12 protein-coding genes are annotated in these 18,201 nt (G+C 65.3%); 6 read left to right on the forward strand and 6 right to left on the reverse strand.

Annotated elements, in window-relative coordinates; all coding sequences use genetic code 11:
- The first annotated feature begins 419 nt into the window (after positions 1-419).
- The 3 genes from NA5_RS00610 to atzF are packed head-to-tail and all read left to right on the forward strand — an operon-like array spanning position 420 to position 6,526.
- Entirely contained in the window at positions 420-1,127 is a 708-nt protein-coding gene (locus NA5_RS00610) for a GntR family transcriptional regulator (RefSeq protein WP_062980703.1), read from the forward strand.
- A gap of 9 nt (positions 1,128-1,136) precedes the next feature.
- Positions 1,137-4,784 (forward strand): urea carboxylase, encoded by a 3,648-nt coding sequence (gene uca / locus NA5_RS00615; protein ID WP_062980706.1) that lies wholly within the window; start codon positions 1,137-1,139, stop codon positions 4,782-4,784.
- The gene (atzF, locus tag NA5_RS00620; protein ID WP_062980708.1) at positions 4,781-6,526 is read left to right on the forward strand and encodes an allophanate hydrolase; all 1,746 of its coding nucleotides are present in this window, start codon (positions 4,781-4,783) and stop codon (positions 6,524-6,526) included. The genes uca and atzF overlap by 4 nt, the downstream gene beginning before the upstream one ends.
- Positions 6,527-7,148: 622 nt before the next feature.
- Here atzF and NA5_RS00625 read toward each other — a convergent pair.
- From NA5_RS00625 to NA5_RS00635, 3 genes are all read right to left on the reverse strand, one after another.
- Positions 7,149-8,609, reverse strand: a complete 1,461-nt coding sequence (locus tag NA5_RS00625; protein ID WP_062980710.1) for a catalase — start codon at positions 8,607-8,609, stop codon at positions 7,149-7,151.
- Positions 8,606-9,055: a Fur family transcriptional regulator gene (locus NA5_RS00630; protein WP_062980712.1), complete on the reverse strand. Its 450-nt coding sequence runs from the start codon at positions 9,053-9,055 to the stop codon at positions 8,606-8,608. Before NA5_RS00630 ends, NA5_RS00625 begins: the two co-directional genes overlap by 4 nt.
- Positions 9,056-9,505: 450 nt before the next feature.
- Entirely contained in the window at positions 9,506-10,792 is a 1,287-nt protein-coding gene (locus NA5_RS00635; protein WP_062980714.1) for an ATP-binding protein, read from the reverse strand.
- Positions 10,793-11,729: 937 nt separating this feature from the next.
- Here NA5_RS00635 and NA5_RS00640 point away from each other — a divergent pair.
- Positions 11,730-12,977: an APC family permease gene (locus NA5_RS00640; RefSeq protein ID WP_084483817.1), complete on the forward strand. Its 1,248-nt coding sequence runs from the start codon at positions 11,730-11,732 to the stop codon at positions 12,975-12,977.
- Positions 12,978-13,584: 607 nt separating this feature from the next.
- A complete protein-coding gene (locus tag NA5_RS00645; protein WP_062981235.1) occupies positions 13,585-14,934 on the forward strand; it encodes a serine hydrolase domain-containing protein in 1,350 nt (449 codons plus the stop codon).
- Position 14,935: 1 nt separating this feature from the next.
- Here the strand turns inward: NA5_RS00645 and NA5_RS00650 are convergent, their stop codons facing one another.
- On the reverse strand, positions 14,936-15,451 hold the full coding sequence (locus NA5_RS00650; protein WP_062980716.1) for a PaaI family thioesterase: 516 nt from the start codon (positions 15,449-15,451) through the stop codon (positions 14,936-14,938).
- Positions 15,448-16,341 carry an oxygenase MpaB family protein gene (locus NA5_RS00655; protein WP_062980719.1) on the reverse strand — a complete coding sequence of 298 codons (894 nt, stop codon included), beginning with the start codon at positions 16,339-16,341 and terminating at the stop codon, positions 15,448-15,450. Before NA5_RS00655 ends, NA5_RS00650 begins: the two co-directional genes overlap by 4 nt.
- A 76-nt stretch (positions 16,342-16,417) precedes the next feature.
- Between NA5_RS00655 and NA5_RS00660 the strand changes: the two genes are divergently transcribed.
- Complete coding sequence (locus NA5_RS00660) at positions 16,418-17,038, forward strand: TetR/AcrR family transcriptional regulator (RefSeq protein ID WP_062980721.1); 621 nt, start codon at positions 16,418-16,420, stop codon at positions 17,036-17,038.
- Positions 17,039-17,264: 226 nt separating this feature from the next.
- On the opposite strand, the gene NA5_RS00665 is transcribed toward NA5_RS00660, so the two are convergent.
- Complete coding sequence (locus NA5_RS00665) at positions 17,265-18,176, reverse strand: aminotransferase class IV (RefSeq protein WP_062980723.1); 912 nt, start codon at positions 18,174-18,176, stop codon at positions 17,265-17,267.
- Positions 18,177-18,201: the final 25 nt, after the last annotated feature.

Raw genomic sequence — 18,201 nt, forward strand, 5'->3', positions numbered from 1 at the left:
CGGCTCGGCGGTCCGGGGTGGGCCACCACACCGCGCAGGCAATGACCGCTAGTAGCCCGCAGACCAGGGCGAGCAAGCCAACGATCACGAACGCATCCATCCATACCTCCCGAGACTTCTCGTAGGTGCACCCGGCGTCGCGACGGATCGGCACCGACCGGCGGCACGCGAGTGCCCGGCTGTCATCAGCCTGCTGGGACAATGTGTCCTGCGGTGGTGCGGCGATGTTGCCAAGTGTTGCTGTCTGCTCCCCCTCACTGTGCACCGCCGGTGCGAAATTCCGGAAGGCGGCGCGCCGGTGGAATGCGCGACGGTTCCGATATGTCCCCGGTCGTCCCATATGGGCGGTGAGCAGAGTCTTACCGCTTGCTAACGTGCGGTCATCTCGATGAAACGCGAGGTCCATAGCGTATACACGCATGTCGACACGGGTGGCCACACTGGCGGATGCGGCGGGACGGCCGCTGCGGGACGTTGTCTATACGACTTTGCGCGGCGAGTTGATGAACGGTGATATCCGGTTCGGCGAGCGGCTGACCGAGCCCAAACTGTCGACCCGGTTCGGTATCTCGCGGACGCCGGTCCGGGAGGCGTTGACCATGTTGTGCTCGGACGGGCTTTTGCAGCGGGAGGAATACGGCTTCACTCCGGTGCGGCCGAGCATTCCGTTGATCCGCGACCTGTACGAGCTGCGAATCACCTTGGAGCTCGGCGGAATTCAGCGCGCTATCGATAATCCGGCAATCGTGCACGATCATGCGCTGCTGACCGCCGAGCGCGCGGCCTGGCTGGCCCTGCGGGCGGATCCGCCCGAGCAGGAGCCCGGTTTCGTGGTGCGGGACGAGGAGTTCCACGTCACCCTGCTGACGGCGGCGGGCAATGCCGAGCTGGTGCGCTCACTGAAGGCGGTGAATTCGCGGATCCGGCATGTGCGGATGTACGACTTCATGGTCAACAACCGGATCGAGACCACCATCGCCGAGCATCTGGGAATTCTGGATGCCGTTCTGGCACAAGATCTTCCGTTGGCATATCGACTGCTGCACACGCACATCGGCGAATCGCTCGATGTCGTACTCGATCGGGTCACGCGTGCCATAGCCGCGATGTCCTTGGCAACTGAATAGGGAGTTTCGGTGACACTGGAATTCGATACGGTTCTGGTCGCCAATCGCGGCGAAATCGCCTGCCGGATCATGCGGACGGCGCGTGCGATCGGGCTGAAGACCGTCGCCGTGTACTCCGACGTCGATGTCGGTGCGGCGCATGTCGAAATCGCCGATGTCGCAGTGCATCTGGGGCCGAGTCCGGCGGCCGAGTCGTACCTGCGCGCGGACCGGGTGATCAATGCGGCACTGTCGACGGGTGCCGGTGCCATTCACCCCGGATACGGATTCCTTTCGGAGAACGCGGATTTCGCGACCGCGGTGACCGATGCCGGGATCGCATTCGTCGGGCCGACGCCGGAGCAATTGCGCATCTTCGGCGATAAGAACATTGCTCGCGAGACCGCTGAATCCGTTGGGGTGCCGTTGATTCCGGGTACCGGGCTGCTCGAATCGGCCGAGCACGCGATGGCCGAGGCCGAGCGCATCGGCTATCCGGTCATGCTCAAGGCGGTCGGTGGCGGCGGCGGTATCGGCATGCAGGCCTGCGGTAATGCCGATGAGCTTCGGTCGGCGTACGCGCGTGTGCAGCGTTTGGCCGCGACGAATTTCTCCTCGACCGGCGTGTTCCTGGAGCGGTTCGTGGCGCGGGCCAGGCATATCGAGGTGCAGCTGTTCGGTGACGGTCGCGGACGGGTGGTGAGCCTCGGCACCAGGGATTGTTCGCTGCAGCGGCGCAATCAGAAGGTACTGGAGGAGGCGCCCGCACCCGGATTGGCGTCGGAGCTGTCGGAACAGTTGCTCGCGGCGTCGCGGGAGTTGGCCAGGTCGGTGCGGTACCGATCGGCGGGCACGGTGGAATTCGTCTATGACGTCGAGCGCGGTGCGGCCTCATTCCTGGAGATGAATACCCGGCTGCAGGTCGAGCATCCGGTGACCGAGGCGATCACCGGGGTCGATCTGGTCGAGTGGATGCTGCGGCTCGCAGGTGGGGACAGCGCGATGGTCGACGACCTGCCCGAGTCCGGACCGGCGATCAGCGGATGGGCCGTGGAGGCACGGGTCTACGCGGAGGATCCGGGACACGATTACCGGCCGAGCGCCGGACTGATCACGGCGGCGACGTTTCCGGGGGATAGCGCGGTTCGGGTCGATACCTGGGTCGCGACGGGCACCGAGGTGAGTCCGTACTACGACCCGCTGCTCGCCAAGGTGATCGCGTCGGGAACCACTCGCGAGGCCGCCCTCGCGGGGTTATCCGATGCGCTGGCCGCGACCAGGATCTACGGGGTCCAAACGAATCTGCCCCAACTGCGGGCGGCGAGCGCCGATCCCGTGGTGCTCGCCGCGGAGCACGTGACGACGACACTGGTCGATATCCGGCCCGCCAGCCATCGCATCGATGTGTTGCGCGGCGGCACCATGACCACGATCCAGGATCATCCGGGCCGAATCGGCTTGTGGCAGGTCGGAATTCCGCCGTCCGGTCCAATGGATGACCTGTCGTTCACCCTGGCCAATATCGCCGTCGGCAACCCGGCCGGTGTGCCCGCGTTGGAATGCACGCTTCATGGACCACAGCTGCGTTTCGCCGATAGCACCGTGGTGTGCGTGACGGGCGCTTCGACCCCGGTCACGGTGGATGGGCAACCGGTCCCGATGTGGCAGCCGGTGACCGTCCCGGCCGGATCGGTCCTCGATATCGGCGCTCCGTCGGACGCCGGACTGCGCACCTACCTCGCGGTGCGCGGCGGCATCGATGCGCCGCTCTATCACGGCAGCGCCGCCACCTTCACTCTCGGCGGTTTCGGCGGCAGCACCGGTAAAGCCGTTGTCGCAGGAGACGTGCTTGGAATCGTCAGAGATCGGCCCGAACTCGCCGAGCCGCAATCGGTTCCGTTCGATGAGCGGCCCGAGTTCACGCACGTCTGGCAGCTGGCCGTCGGTATCGGACCGCAGACCGCACCCGCCTATTTCACCGACGCGGATATGGACCAATTCTATTCGCACCCTTGGAAAGTCGGCAGTCACGCGAATCGCACCGGCATTCGGCTGGAGGGTCCGAAGCCGACCTGGTCGCGCACCGACGGCGGCGACGCAGGCCTGCATCCGTCGAATCTGCACGACAACCCGTACAGCGTCGGAACATTGAATGTCTCCGGTGATACCCCGATCCTGCTCGGCCCGGACGGCCCGAGCCTCGGCGGATTCGCCTGTCCGCTCACCGTGATCTCGGCGCACCGCTGGAAACTCGGACAGTTGCGTCCCGGGGATACCGTACGCTTCGTGCCCGTCGACGATGACCGGGCCACCGCGCTGCGGCGTTCGAACGCCGCACGCGCCAAAGCCGACACTCCACCTGCGGCGCTCGGCCTGCTCACCGGCTCCCGCGGGCCGGTGGGGCAGGATGATCGCGGCGTCCTCGGCACCGTCGCGGCAGGTGCGGATCGTCCGCACGTCGCCTATCTGCGCGGCGGCGATGACAATATTCTGGTCGAATACGGCCGGATGGTGCTGGATCTCGGCCTGCGTATGCGGGTGCACGCACTCGCGCAGGCACTGGCGGGCACCGGCCTGCCGGGCATTATCGATGTGACGCCGGGTGTCCGTTCACTGCACATCCATTTCGATCCCGACGTACTGCCGCAGTATCGGCTGCTGGGCACACTGACCGATCTCGAATCCGAACTGCCCGCGACCCACGATCTCGTGGTGCCAAGTCGCACCATTCGATTGCCGCTGTCGTTCGACGATCCCTCGATTGCCGAGGCCATCGATCGCTACCGCAGCGGGGTCCGCGACACCGCGCCGTGGCTGCCCTCGAATACCGAATTCATCCGCCGCATCAACGGACTCGACAGCGTCGAGGATGTCCGTGCGGCGGTCTTCGATGCCGAATACCTGGTGCTCGGCCTCGGTGATGTCTATCTCGGTGCGCCGCTTGCGGTTCCGCTCGATCCGCGGCATCGGCTGGTCACCACCAAGTACAACCCGGCGCGCACCTGGACGCCATCGGATGCGGTCGGCATCGGCGGCAAGTACCTGTGTGTATACGGCATGGCATCACCGGGCGGCTATCAGCTGATCGGACGGACGGTGCCGATCTGGTCCAGCTACCGGCAATCCGCGCCATTCGAAACAGGCATCCCGTGGCTGTTCCGCTTTTTCGACCGCATCGTCTGGGAGCCGGTGACTCCCGAGCAGCTGCTCGAACAGCGCGCGGCCGCCGCAGCAGGGCGTTTCGATGCCGAGGTCAGCGATGGCACCTTCGCGCTCGCCGACCATCTGCGGCTGCTCGCCGAAAATGCGGAAGCCATAGCGGAATTCGAGACAAAGCAGGCCATCGCCTTCGAGGCGGAGAAGCAGGCCTGGCGTGCCGCAGGGGAATTCGAGCAAAGCGCGACCGTCAACGCGCCCGAATCCGTGACCGACCCACTGGCCGGATTACCGCCGGACGCGACGGTGGTCACCGCACCGATGATCGGCAATGTCTGGCGGGTGGCGGTCGAGGTGGGCCAGCGCCTCGGCGCGGGCGATCCGGTGGCCATCCTGGAGGCGATGAAACTCGAACTGCCGGTATACAGCCCGGGCACCGGCACGGTTCTGAAGGTGCTGGCCACACCAGGCGCGAAAGTGGAACCGGGAACCCCACTAGCAGTGATCGGAGCCGCCGAATGACCGCAGGCGTCCTAGGCAATACCGAAGTCCATGGCACGCCCACCGCACGGGTCGTCGCCGCCTATCGGCGGATCGCCGAGGTCGATCGGCCGGAGGTGTGGATCACCTTGCGCGCCGAGGCCGATGTCGCCGCCGAGGCCGCTGCCGTCGAGCAGCGGCTCGGCGCAGGTGAATCCTTGCCGCTGGCAGGGGTATTGGTCGCGGTCAAGGACAATATCGATGTCGCGGGACTGCCGACCACCGCGGCCTGTCCCGAATTCGCCTACACCGCGCAGGTCACCGCGGCGGCGGTCGAGCGGCTGGTCGCGGCGGGCGCACTGGTCCTTGGCAAGACCAATCTGGATCAGTTCGCGACCGGGCTCGTCGGTACCCGCAGTCCATACGGTGCGGTACGCCATGCGCATGATCCGAAGTTGATTTCCGGCGGTTCCAGTTCCGGATCGGCGGTTGCCGTGGCGCTGGGTATCGCGGATGTCGGAATCGGTACGGACACAGCGGGTTCCGGACGCGTGCCCGCCGCACTGCACGGAATCGTCGGTATCAAGACCACTTTGGGGATCATTCCGGCGCACGGGGTGGTTCCGGCGTGTGCGGACTACGACGCGGTAACAGTCTTCGCCACCGACCTCGACCGCGCGGTCGCGGCGGCCGCGGTCATGGCCGGACCGGAATCCAGGGATCCGCGCAGCCGGTCCTGGCCCGCCGATATACCGCTCGCCGCGCCGGAGACCATCCGGCTGGCTGTCCCGCGCGCCGAGGATCTCGTCGCGCTCAGTGATTCGTACCGAGATGCGTTCGCCCGCACCGTTTCCGCGGTGACGAGGGCCGGAATCATGACCGATGAGGTCGATATCTCGGTGATGCTCGATGCCGCACTCCTGCTCTACGACGGCGCGATCGTCGCGGAACGCTATGCGGCCGTCGGCGCATTCCTCGATACCGCACCGGCGAGCGCCGATCCGACCGTGACAGCGATTATCAATGCCGCGCGCGCGAAGACCGGCCCCGGATTCGCGGCCGATCTGGACACCTTGGCGCGGGCCAAGGCCGCGGCGGCGCAGACATTGCGGGGCTTCGCCGGACTGCTGTTGCCGACGACCACGGAGCATCCGAGTATCGCTGCGGTACAAGCAGATCCGTTCGGCATCAACCGCCGCATGGGCACCTTCACCAACTTCTGCAATCTGCTGGATATGGCGGCCGTCGCCGTCCCCGGCCAACCCACCGCGACCGGCACGCCGTTCGGAGTGATGGTCGTCACGCCCGCCTTCAGCGATCAGGTCGCCATCGATATCGCCGCCCGCATCATCGGCGCGGACAACACCCCGACACTGGTCGAAGACGGTGTCGACCTGGCCGTCTTCGGGGCACACCTGCGTGGCCAGCCGCTGCACTGGCAACTAGCGGAGATCGGCGCGCGATTCACCGGCGAAATCCGTACCACCGACGCCTACCGACTGACCGCACTGGACACCACGCCCCCCAAACCGGGATTGGTTCGCCACGGCGCGGGCCTCGGCGCGCCGATCGTCGGCGAACTGTTCCGGGTATCAGCAGCGGGTCTCGGTCGCTTCCTAGCCGCGCTGCCCGCCCCGATGGCACTGACCAGCATCGAATTATCCGATGGACGTGCGGTTATCGGCTTCGCGTGCACCTACGACGCCGCGGGTACCGCCACCGATATCACCTCGTTCGGCGGCTGGAAGGCGTACCTGCAGAACCAGAACTTGCTGCTCGGCTAACTGCTCGTGGCCCGGCCGGGCCGGTCACCCCTCGTGAACCGGCCCGGCCACATACACCCTTGGATGGGATCGTCGGCGCGCACCGAATGGTTACCTTCGGCAGCGGCGACTGATTCGCCGGTCAGCTCCGGGAAGAGCCATCCGAAGTGGTTGCCCCCGATAAAAAGCGCCAGCCGGGACGGTCACCCCTCGCGGACCGGCCCGGCTGGCACTACCCCCGTGACGCGACCTGTTACCCCTCGTGAACAGGTCGAGTCCGGTTCCCCACCCCCGGTGGTGGCTTGTGTTGCGGTGTTGACACAAACAATGCCGTCGCGGGCTTGTTGGGCACTTAAGAAGACCTTGCAGGAGAAAAAGCGCAGGTAGCCGCTTTATTTGCGGAAGTTCCCGACAAGTTTGCGGCGCGTCGGCGCGAATCGGCGGATGATGGAGATTGAGGCGCCAAGGAGAATGGGAGCGGCGATGGAAACCGTGGTTGTCTGGGTGCTGGCCACCCTGCTCTATTGGTGGGGCCTGTTGTAGTTCCGAGGCCTGGGGCCCGCGGAATCCTGCCCCCCGCACAACGAAAGCTCCGCCTCCGACCGAAATGGTCAGGGGCGGAGCAGTTTTCAGACCTGAGTTATCAGCCGTCCAGTCCGGCGCGGACACCCTCCTCGACGCGCTTGCCGAGCTCGGCGTCCACGTTCTTCCAGTATTCGAAGACTCGGGACAGCACCGGCTCGCGCACACCGCCGAGCACATGGCCGACGATATTGTCCACCAGGCGATCTCGCTGCTCGTCATCGAAGACCTCACGGACCAGGGTGCCCGCCTGGGTGAAGTCGCCGTCCTCGGCGTGCTCGATATAGCCAGCGCGTACCACCGTCGGCTCGAACTCCCAGACGCCGCCATCGGGCGCCCGCTCCGGATCCGCGTGCGGGCCGCCGAACGAATTCGGCGCGTAGACAGGCACATTCGCGTCGTTGTAGTCGTAGCACATCGCGCCCTCCTTGGAATAGGAGTTCACCTGCGCGGCCCGTGCGCGGTTCGGCGGCAGCTGCGCGTAGTTGGTGCCGATGCGATAGCGGTGCGCGTCCGCGTAGGCGAATACCCGGCCGAGCAGCATCTTGTCGGGCGAAAAGCCGATGCCGGGAACGACATTCGAGGGTTCGAAGGCGGCCTGCTCGATATCGACGAAGTAGTTGCCCGGATTGCGGTTCAGGGTCCACTTGCCGACCTCGATCAGCGGGTAGTCCCGATGCGACCACACCTTGGTCAGGTCGAACGGATTGAAGCGGTAGCCCTGCGCCTCGGCGACCGGCATGACCTGCACATACAGGGTCCAACTCGGGAACTCGCCGCGCTCGATCGCCTCGTGCAGATCGCGGCGGTGGTAGTCGGCGTCCGCACCGGCGAGGCGATCAGCCTCGGCTTGGGTCAGGTAGTCGATGCCCTGATCGGTCTTGAAGTGGTATTTCACCCAGAAGCGCTCGCCCGCGGCATTGATCCACTGGTAGGTGTGCGAGCCGTAGCCGTTCATGTGACGGTAGGTCTTCGGGATGCCGCGGTCGCCCATCAACCAGGTGACCTGGTGCGCCGTCTCCGGACGCAGGGTCCAGAAGTCCCACTGCATATTGTGATCGCGCAGGCCGCTGCCGGGCAGGCGCTTCTGCGAACGGATGAAATCCGGGAACTTGATGGGGTCCTTGATGAAGAAGACCGGGGTGTTGTTGCCGACTAGATCGTAGTTGCCGTCCTCGGTGTAGAACTTCACCGCGAAACCCCTTGGGTCGCGCCAGGTGTCGGGACTGCCCTGCTCGCCCGCGACGGTGGAGAACCGCGCCAGCGATTCAGTCCGCGCACCGGGCTGGAAGAGCTTGGCCTTGGTGAAGCGGCTCACGTCATTGGTCACCATCAGCTCGCCGTATGCGCCCGCGCCCTTGGCGTGCACGATCCGCTCCGGTACCCGCTCCCGGTTGAACTGGGCGAGCTTTTCGATGAGGTAGTGGTCGTGCAGCAGGATCGGGCCCTGGGTGCCCGCGGTGAGTGATTCGTTGTCACTCGATACCGGCGTTCCGGTGTTGGTGGTGGTCGGCTTGGTCATCGGCGGCTTCCTTCGCTGAGTGGCTGGGTACGGCAGGTCGGGCACAGACCCCAGAAGACGACCTCGGCCTCGTCGATCGCGAACCCGTGCGCGTCCTCGGGTTCCAGGCAGGGTGCTGCGCCCACGACACAGTCGATATCGACGACCGTCTCGCAGCTTCGGCACACCAGGTGGTGATGGTTGTCCGCGACCCTGGTCTCATACAGCGCGGGCGAACCGGCCGGTTCGATGCGCCGCAGGAGTCCCGCGTTCACGCAGGCCCGGAGCACGTCATAGACGGCCTGCGTGGATACCGAGCCCAAAGTTTCGCGGACGGTGGCGGCCACCCGATCGGCATCCGAATGCGGCAGGGCCTCGACCGCATTCAGCACTGCGATCCGCGGGGCGGTAACCCGCAGACCAGCCGCGCGCAGCCGTTCGCGCGGCTCGGTGGTGTTGGTGTGCATGCATACGATGGTTATCCCTTTTCTTGAATTAGTCAATAATTTGGTTGGATCAAGATAAGGTGTCCGCAGCGGATGTGACGGCGGCCACAGAATCGTCGGCCGGTTGGCTGCTTCGATCGCAAGCCGCACGCCGATGGCGCGAACTCCGGGGACACAGCTGACACCCCTCGAGGACGAAATTGCCGCGCGTCTCGAGGACGCAGATCCTGTGCGCCACTGGGACGCAGATGACGCGTGGTGCCAGGGGCACACCCGTGCCGCACACCTGAGCACCGAGATGCCGCACACCCCTGCCGCGCTCTTCTGGGACGCAGATGACGCGCACTTCCGGAAACACCAGTGCCGCACCCCTACGGCGCAGACGACGTGCACCTCCAGTGCGCCGATGATGCGTCCTCCGCCGGACGGTGTGTGGGTTGGTATCGGCTGCGGGGTTCGGTTATGTCTGTTTCAGGAGCGGAACTTCTTGGCTCGCATGTACTTCGCGAGTTCGTCGTAGGTGCCGTCGCCATTAGCGAATTCGATTACGTTGCGGGCGGATTCGAACCACGGTCCCGCGCTCGGCTTGATTTGGCTCAGCGCGGCCTCGATATCGGCCATGCCGACGGGGCGCACGGTGCCGGTGTTGATCGAGTCGGCCATCGCCAATTGTGTTGCGGAGGTGCAGATATGGGCCAGATCGGCACCGGAGAAGTCGTCGGTGCGCCGCACGATGGCCGGGAGATCGATGCCCGCGACGGGACGATCCCTCAGGTGGTAACGCAGGATCGCCCGGCGCGCTTCCGGGTCCGGTAGGCCGACCAGGATCATGCGGTCGAATCGGCCCGGTCGGCGCAGCGCGACATCGAGGTCCCAAGGGTGGTTGGTGGCGCCGAGGATGTAGACGCCGTCGTTGCTGCGAGTGGCCGAATCCATTTCGTTCAGCAGCTGATTCACCACATTGCGCATCCAGGCCGAACCCGACATCTGGCTGCGCTTGTGCCCGAGGGCGTCGACCTCGTCGAGGAACAGCACACAGGGCGCGTTGCGGCGGGCCATTTCGAAGACCTCGTGCAGGTTGCGCTCACCGGAACCGTGATAGATATCGAGGACGTCGGCGATTTCGATCGGATAGAAGTTCGCGCCGAGCTCACCGGCGACCGCCGAAGCGATGAAAGTCTTACCGCAGCCGGGTGGGCCGTAGAGCAGCAGTCCGCCGCGCGCGGAAGTGCCGAATGTCTTGGCGAATCCGGGATTTCGGAGCGGGCCGAGCAGGGTGAGTTCGAGCTGACGCTTCACATCCTGCATGCCGCCGACATCGGCCAGTTTGACCGTGGGCTTTTCGAACACACCGACGTCGGAGTCGGTGACGAATTCGCGCGAGCCCTCATTGATGAATGCAGGGGCGACGATATCGCCGAGCTGCTCTTCCGCGGCCGCCCAATCATATTGCGGTCCTGGCTCTTTCGCCTCATCCGGTGCAGACGGGGTCGAAGGCGCACTGTCCGTCTGGGGCGATCGAGTCGGTACCTGGATGTCCGGCGCACCACCGGAGAGCGCGATCGTGCACTGCTGCAACAACTCCAAGACCCGGGCATGCCCAGGTTCCTGAGCGAGCGCGGTCGCACACTGGGCCAGCGCCTCGGCATGGCGACCACGGTCGATCAGCAGCTCGATCACCCGCACCCGCAGCGCGAGCACCTCCGGACTGCGTTCCAGAGCGGCCAGCATTTCGGTCAGCACCAGATCCTCGGACACGCCGATCCCCCTCGTCACCTCATGAGCTCGTCGATTCTAGATTGCGATGCGCGAGTCCGTATCGACCCGACCCGCCACCCACGGGTATGCCAGTCCCCGCCGAGCGCGGTATACCGCACACAGCCGACTCACTTAAACCAATCGGTCGGTTTAGGTCTGCGGCCGCGAATTCGCAGGCAGGCCCGCCCAACGCCTCGCTCCTGAAGTGTCATCGGCTCGACGTGCACTTCTAGATCGACCTGATGACCGCAACCGTAGCGATAGCGCGGTGTCGGCGCTGCTCAACGCCCGCACCAAGCTCAACGGGCTGAGCGTGATCTCGGCGACGACATGCTCATTTTCACTTGCCTGCACTTCGCCAGCGAGGCCTCTTAGTGCGACGAGGTGCTGGCGCTCGAGGACCCGGTGCTGTGCAAGCTCGTCGACGTCCTCGTGCGCATCGGGAACCACGACTTCGACGATCTGCCTGCGCGGGGCCGCCCCAGAGGCAGGTCGGCGCCGCACAGGCGGGTCCGCTCCGCATAGGTTCCCGCTACAGAGGCTGGTCGGCGCCGCACAGGTAGCTATCCCGGCAGCTCCGTTGCACACGTGCGCCCGCTGGACAGGCAGGTCCGCACTACACAGGTGGCTAGGTGTGTTCAATCTTGTGGAGGGTCTCGGTGGGATCCGACCAGGCGAATTTCGTTGTACGCATCACATCCGAATTCGTGGAATAGATCCGGGCGGCGGACCGTTGATCACATCTGTCGACGTCCGGACAGCCCCGGGCCTCACCCCATTCGTCGCTACGAGCGACCACTCGCCGAGAGGCGCTTGTGGGACGTCGGCACCCGAGTCGTGACGTTGGCGTGGCGTCCGGCGACTCAGCGCCGCCAGGTTTACCTACCTGGCGGCGTTTCATATTCAGCTCAACTCGTGGTCGACCGCGATGTGGTCGATGATGCAGGCCATGGCAACGCACGGCGACGCTCTCCGACGCGGGCTCGGACTCACCGACTCGGTGGTGATCGGGCTCGGCGCGATGGTGGGCGCGGGCATCTTCGCCGCGCTTGCTCCCGCGGCGGGCGCGGCGGGTAGTTGGCTGCTGCTCGCCTTGGCGGTTGCCGCACTGCTCGCATACTGCAATGCGACCTCCTCGGCACGGCTTGCGGCGCGGTATCCGGTATCGGGCGGGACGTATGTGTATGGGCGTGAGCGCTTGGGTGCGTTCTGGGGATACCTCGCAGGGTGGGGATTCGTCGCGGGTAAGACCGCATCCTGTGCGGCGATGGCGCTGACGGTGGGCAGCTATGCGTGGCCGCAACATTCGCGGGTCGTCGCGGTCGCGGCGGTTGTCGCGATCACCGCGATCAACTACACCGGCGTGCAGAAATCGGCGCTGGCCACCCGGATCATCGTGGCGTCGGTACTGGTCGTGCTGGCGCTTGTCGTCGGGGTTGGAGTGTTCGGAAACCATTCCGCCGCAACGGTTCTGCCGGACCGGATCGGGCCGCGCGGGGTCTTGCAGGCCGCGGGATTACTTTTCTTCGCCTTCGCGGGATATGCCCGCATCGCCACCCTCGGCGAGGAGGTGCGCGATCCGCAACGCACGATTCCACGGGCCATCATGATCGCACTCGGACTCACGCTGGCGCTCTATGCACTGGTGGCGGTTGCCGCGTTGGAGGTACTCGGATCGTCGGGGCTCGCGCATGCGATCGATCCGCTGGCCAGGGTCGTCTCGTCGGCCGGGGTATCTGGGCTGGCCCCGGTGGTCCGGGTCGGTGCGGTGCTGGCGGCGACCGGGTCGCTGCTCGCGCTGATACTCGGGGTCTCGCGCACGGTGCTTGCCATGGCACGCGACAGATATCTGCCGGGTGCGCTGGCGGCGGTGCACTCGCGCTTCGGTGTGCCGCATCGGGCGGAGTTGGTCGTCGGTGCGGTGGTCGCGGTCATCGCGGGGACCTTCGATTTACGTGCGGCCATCGGGTTTTCATCATTCACGGTGCTGGTGTACTACCTGATCGCCAACGTCTCGGCGGCCACCTTGACCGCGGCGGAGAATCGTCCGGCACGCTGGGTGCCGCTCGTCGGCGCGGCGGGGTGCGTGACCGTCGCGCTGTCGCTGCCCATTGGTTCGGTGCTGAGCGGACTCGCGGTCCTCGGCGTCGGCGCTGGCTGGTTCGCGGTGCGTACACACCGCTGACGTCGGGTCGGCACTTACGCTCGGTTCGGCGCTGACCGGAGTGCGGTCCATGGTGTGGGCGCTGGCCGCAGCGCGGTACGTAGACGCCCCTGACGCCTGGCTTGCCACTCCCACTCCGGTCGATGCCGACTCGACTCGCCGTCCATGGCGGTGACGCTGGCCGCAGCGCGGTGCGTTGACACCGCTGACGTCTGACTTGCCACTTCCACTCCGGCGGTGCCGACCCGGCTCGTTGCCCATGGCGTGGGTGCTGGCCGCAGCGCAGTGCGTACACCCGCTGACGTCTGACTTGCCACTCCCACTCCGACGGTGCCCGACTCGACTCGCCGTCCATGGCGGTGACGCTGGCCGCAGCGCGGTGCGTACACGCCGCTGACTTCGAGCTCTCACTTCCACTCGATTCCGTGCTGACCGGATCCGCGGTCCTCGCCGTGGGTGCCAACTGGTGCGCGGTGCGGCCACGCCGCTCACGTCGTCCAAAGTGCGGATCGAACTAAGTGGCGGCCGACGCGTTATGACCTCGACGGCACACCGAGTTGGCAATTGACTGAGACACATTCAGCCTGTTGCCCGGTCTGGTGAGGTTGGGCGCGATAGCCTCATGCGCATGGGGCGCATCTACGGATTCCTGGCCGGAATCGCAGCGGTATCGCTGGTTGCGGGAAGCGTTTTCGCCGGAGGTGCGCAAGCCGCGCCCACCGAGCAACTGTCATGTGGGGTGTCATCCGGGCGGGAACCGGAACGGGCGGCGCCGGAACAGGTCGGACTCGATTCGGGTCGGCTCGCGGCGGCACTGGAGTTCGCGAGCGGGCGTAACCGATTGAATGTTCAGGTTTTCCGGCACAATTGCCTGATCGGCGAGGGCCCCACGAACGATCAGACCGGCAATGTCGCCTGGAATATCTGGAGTGCGACGAAGAGCGTAGTTTCAGTGCTCGCCGGAATAGCCTGGGATCAGGGAAAACTCGATATCGAAGCGCCGATCGGCCGGTATCTGCCGCCCGGACTCGGTGATGAGCAGCATCGGTCGATCACCGTCGAGAACCTGCTGACCGAATCCTCCGGCATGAAAGTGGGCGTGCTCACCGAGGGCGTCACCGGGGTGTTTCCGCTCGATCCGAATAGTGCCGTGCAGGCGCTCGGGGTGCCGTTGGACAATCCGCCGGGCGCGGCATTCAGCTACAGCCAGCGCAATGTCGATCTGCTCGCCTATGTCATCGAATTGGCCGTCGGGGAACCGCTGCAGCAGTTCGCGCAGCGTGAGCTTTTCGATCCGCTCGGCATCGAACGCGGCGATTATTATTGGGCGCGCGATCGCGCCGGGAACACCTATGGATATGCCCATCTGCTGATCCCGCCGAACGATTTCGCCAAACTCGGGCTGTTGGTGAGCAATAACGGGAGCTGGGGCGGCCAGCAAATCGTTTCGCAGACGTATCTGCACAGGGCGCGCCAACCATCAGCGGCGAACGAGTGCTACGGCTATCTGTTCTGGATCGGGCCGGGCTGCGCCGAGACCGCCGACTACCTGCCTGCCGACATTTACTCGATGTCGGGACTCGGCATGCAGAACGTCTTCATCATGCCGAGCCTGGATTTGACGGTGGTGTGGACCGGAGTCTTCGGAAACGTCAGTAACGAGGGCATTACCGGAATTGTGCAGAACACCGCCGAGTTGCCGTACGAATTCTTCCGTCGACTGTTCGCGGCCTTCGACGTCCGGCCGGTGCCCGATCCGGGTCCGTATATCGAGCCGCCGCTGCAACTGGATCCGAGGCGATTCGTGGATACGGATCTGCTGCTGGCCGTATTCGGTATCGGACCTGCGGCGTATCCGGGCTGCAATGTCTTCAGCTGCCTGAATTACCCGTTGGCGCCGCCCTTCGCCGACACCGCACCCGGCTGCGCAATCCTGGTCTGCCTGGGTCCGGATCCACGCACGCCGGGCATCCGCTGAATCACACGCCGAAGAACGGAATATCGCCTTCCTTCGCGCCCTGTGCGAAGAAGTGATCCGGCGAGACCGCGATGAACAGGGCATTGCCCTCGGCGATGAGTTCACCGTCGTGTTCGAGGCGAGCGTGGATATGCAACTTGCGCTCGCCTTCGCGCCGATCGAGGATCGCGGTCACGATCATCGGCCGGTGCAGCGGTGCGGGACGCACAAAGTTCACCTCCAGTTTGGCGGTGACCGCTGGAACGCACATGGAGGTCGGCACCGTGCCGGAGGCCTCATCGAGGATCGCGGCGACAACCCCACCGTGCGCGACACCCGGTGCGCCCTGGTGGCGTTCATCGAGGGTGAAATGTCCGATGACGCGGTCGTTTTCGAGGTTCAGTGCGATGCCGACAGCCGCCGGATTACGTGGTCCGCAGCCGAAGCAGCCGTCCACATGCGACGGCAGCGGGCCGTCGGGCATGGGGCTGTTCAAAGGATTCGGCGGGCGCACAATGCTTTCCGCGCTCTTGCTCACGCCGCCTCCGCAGCACGTCGAATGTTGTTCATGATCTGGCCTTTTCGCCGCAGCGCGACAATGCGGGTGATGGTGCGCAGCGGCGGTGGTAGCACTCGATCGACGCCACGGATCACGGCGGCGTAGCGGCGCAGCCAGCACTCGTCACGCGCGGTCCATTCGAGGCCGAGCCGCTCGCGCAGGACCGGCGGCAGCACACCGGTATTCACCCATACCGCAAGCGGTCCGACGATGCGCCACATCAGAAGTTTCCACAGCCACGCCGGGATCGGCGCTTGCACGGGCGGTCGCGACATCGTCTGCAGTACATCGTCGACGGTCGGGTGATGTTCGAGCCGTTCGCGCACGACGCGTTCGAACCACATCTCGAAGGCCGGAAGATCTACGGGCACAGCGTGTTCCGGCAGTCCGGCCAGTAGCGCGGTGTGCCGCCAGCCGTCGTACAGGTCGGCGCGCTGCGATTCGGTGAGTCCCGATCCGAAACGGGTCGCGACAATTTCGGTGGCCCAGTGCGCGGTGGCGAGGACGAAGAAGTAGGCCTCGGGTTCCCAGGCGTGATAGCGCCGACCCGCGTGATCGACACCGCCGATGCCCTTGTGCATGGCGCGGATATCGCGGCCGTAGGCGGCGGAATCGTCGCCGTAGAAGGCCAGGGCGAGGGTGGGCCAGTACGAGCGGTCGAAGCGTCCGATCGGATCGGTTTTGAAGATCGAATGGTCGGCCACGCCCGAGCCGATCACCGGGTGCGCTACCTGCAGTAACAGCGCGCTCGGGGCGAGCATGATCAATCGCCAGTCCGCGGCGAGGCGGGCGGTCAGCGAATCCTTGCTCAGGCCGGGTAGGTCGGCGTGCAACGCATTCGGATCGGACGCTTCGGCGAGTCCGGTCATACTCACCCCTCAATTAGGAATCAATTGTCTCTTGAATCAAGCTAGATTCAGGAAACAAATGTGTCAAGATAGGCGGATGACGCGCACGTATGGCGGGGTATCGGCTGATCAGCGGCGCGCGACCCGGCGCGACCAGCTACTGGAAGCCGCATTCGAGGTTATGGCGACCGAGGGGGCGAGCGGATTGACCATCCGCACCGTCGCCAAGGCCGCCGGACTGTCCACCCGGTTCGTATACGAGAGCTTCACCGATCTCGACGATCTGATCGGGGCCGCATTCGAGCTGGCTTTTCGCCAGTTTTCGAGCGCGGTCGGCGAGGCGGCCGCGAGCGCTGCGCCGGACAGTCGGGCGCAGGTCACCGCGGTGGTCGAGGCCATGGTGGATTTCTTCCTGGCCGCACCCGCGAAGGGAAAGATCCTGTCCACCAAGGCATATGGGCATCCGGCCGTTGCCGAGCGGCGGCTTGCGCGCTCGGAGGATGTGTCGCGCGCGTTCCGCGGGATATTGTCGGCACTCGTACCCCACCGCGATCCGGACGATCCCACCATCGACCTCACCGCGCGCTTCCTGGTCGGCGCTTTCGGCGACACCGTCACCGCCTGGATCCAGCAAGCACTGCCCTACCCCCGCGACAAATTCGTGCACGACAACGTCGAACTTTTCCTCGGCACCATCGCCACCCTCGAGCACCTGTGACAGGAATCCCGCGCTGCCACCTGCCGGGGGAAATCACTCTGCCGCACAGGTTTGACGACGTCGCATAGCGGGTGACTACCTCGCACACCCTAGACCCTGTGCGAGGTAACGAAAGCCTGTGCGCGAGCGCGCTCTGCCGCAAAGGTTCTAGCACGCCGCATAGCGAGTGACTACCTCGCACACCCTAGACCCTGTGCGAAGTAGTGAAAGCCTCTGCGGGAGCGCGTCAGAGGAGGGTGAGCCAGTTGTGGGGGGTGGGGGTGTGGAGGGCTGCGGTGTGGCGTTTGCGGAGGGTTTGGGTTAGGGGGCCGGGGTGGCCGTTGGAGATGAGGCGGCCGTCGACTTCGGTGACCGGGGAGGTGCCGGAGGAGGTGCCGGTGACGAAGACCTCGTCGGCTATGTAGAGCTCGGTGAGGTCGATGGTGCGTTCGACGGTCGGGATGCCGTCTTCGGCGGCGAGGGTGAGGATGGTGCGGCGGTTGATGCCGTCGAGGATGTCGCAGGAGACATCCGGGGTGATCAGGGCGCCGTTGCGGACGAGGAAGATATTGGCGGCGCTGAGTTCGCAGACGTGGCCGTTGCCGTCGAGGAAGACGCAGTCGTCATATCCGCTGTCGATGGCATCCTGCTTGGCGAGTACCGAATTGACGTACGCACCATTGACTTTCGCGCGCGATGGAATCGCATTGTCCGGAATGCGCCGCCAGGGACTGGATTTCACCCGCATGCCGTCTTGGGGCACGATCGGCACCGCGTCGTAGACGAAGATGCTGACCTGGATGGCGCAGCCACGGACCCTGGTGCCCGGAATCGATTCGACGACATGCACTGTCGCGCGGACGAATACATCCTCGGTCGGCGCATTGGCCGCGATCAGGTCGACGATCGCCGTGCGGAATCGGGCGAAGTCCCATTCGGCGGCGAACCGGTCGATGCCGATGATCTTGCAGGATTCTTCGAGCCGCCGGAAATGGTCGTCGAGCCGAAATGCGGTACGTGCCGATCCATCCACATGCACCGGGAACACTGTGTACACACTGAGGCCATACAGCACCGCCGATGATGCGACGGCGACGGAGGCCTTTTCCGCGTCGATGAGCCGGTCCCCGAAGTACACCTGTGGATAAGGATTCACCATCGGCGCAGGCTAACAGTCGGCACGC

It is taken from the genome of Nocardia anaemiae NBRC 100462 (genome assembly GCF_001612725.1).
GTDB classification, from domain to species: domain Bacteria; phylum Actinomycetota; class Actinomycetes; order Mycobacteriales; family Mycobacteriaceae; genus Nocardia; species Nocardia anaemiae.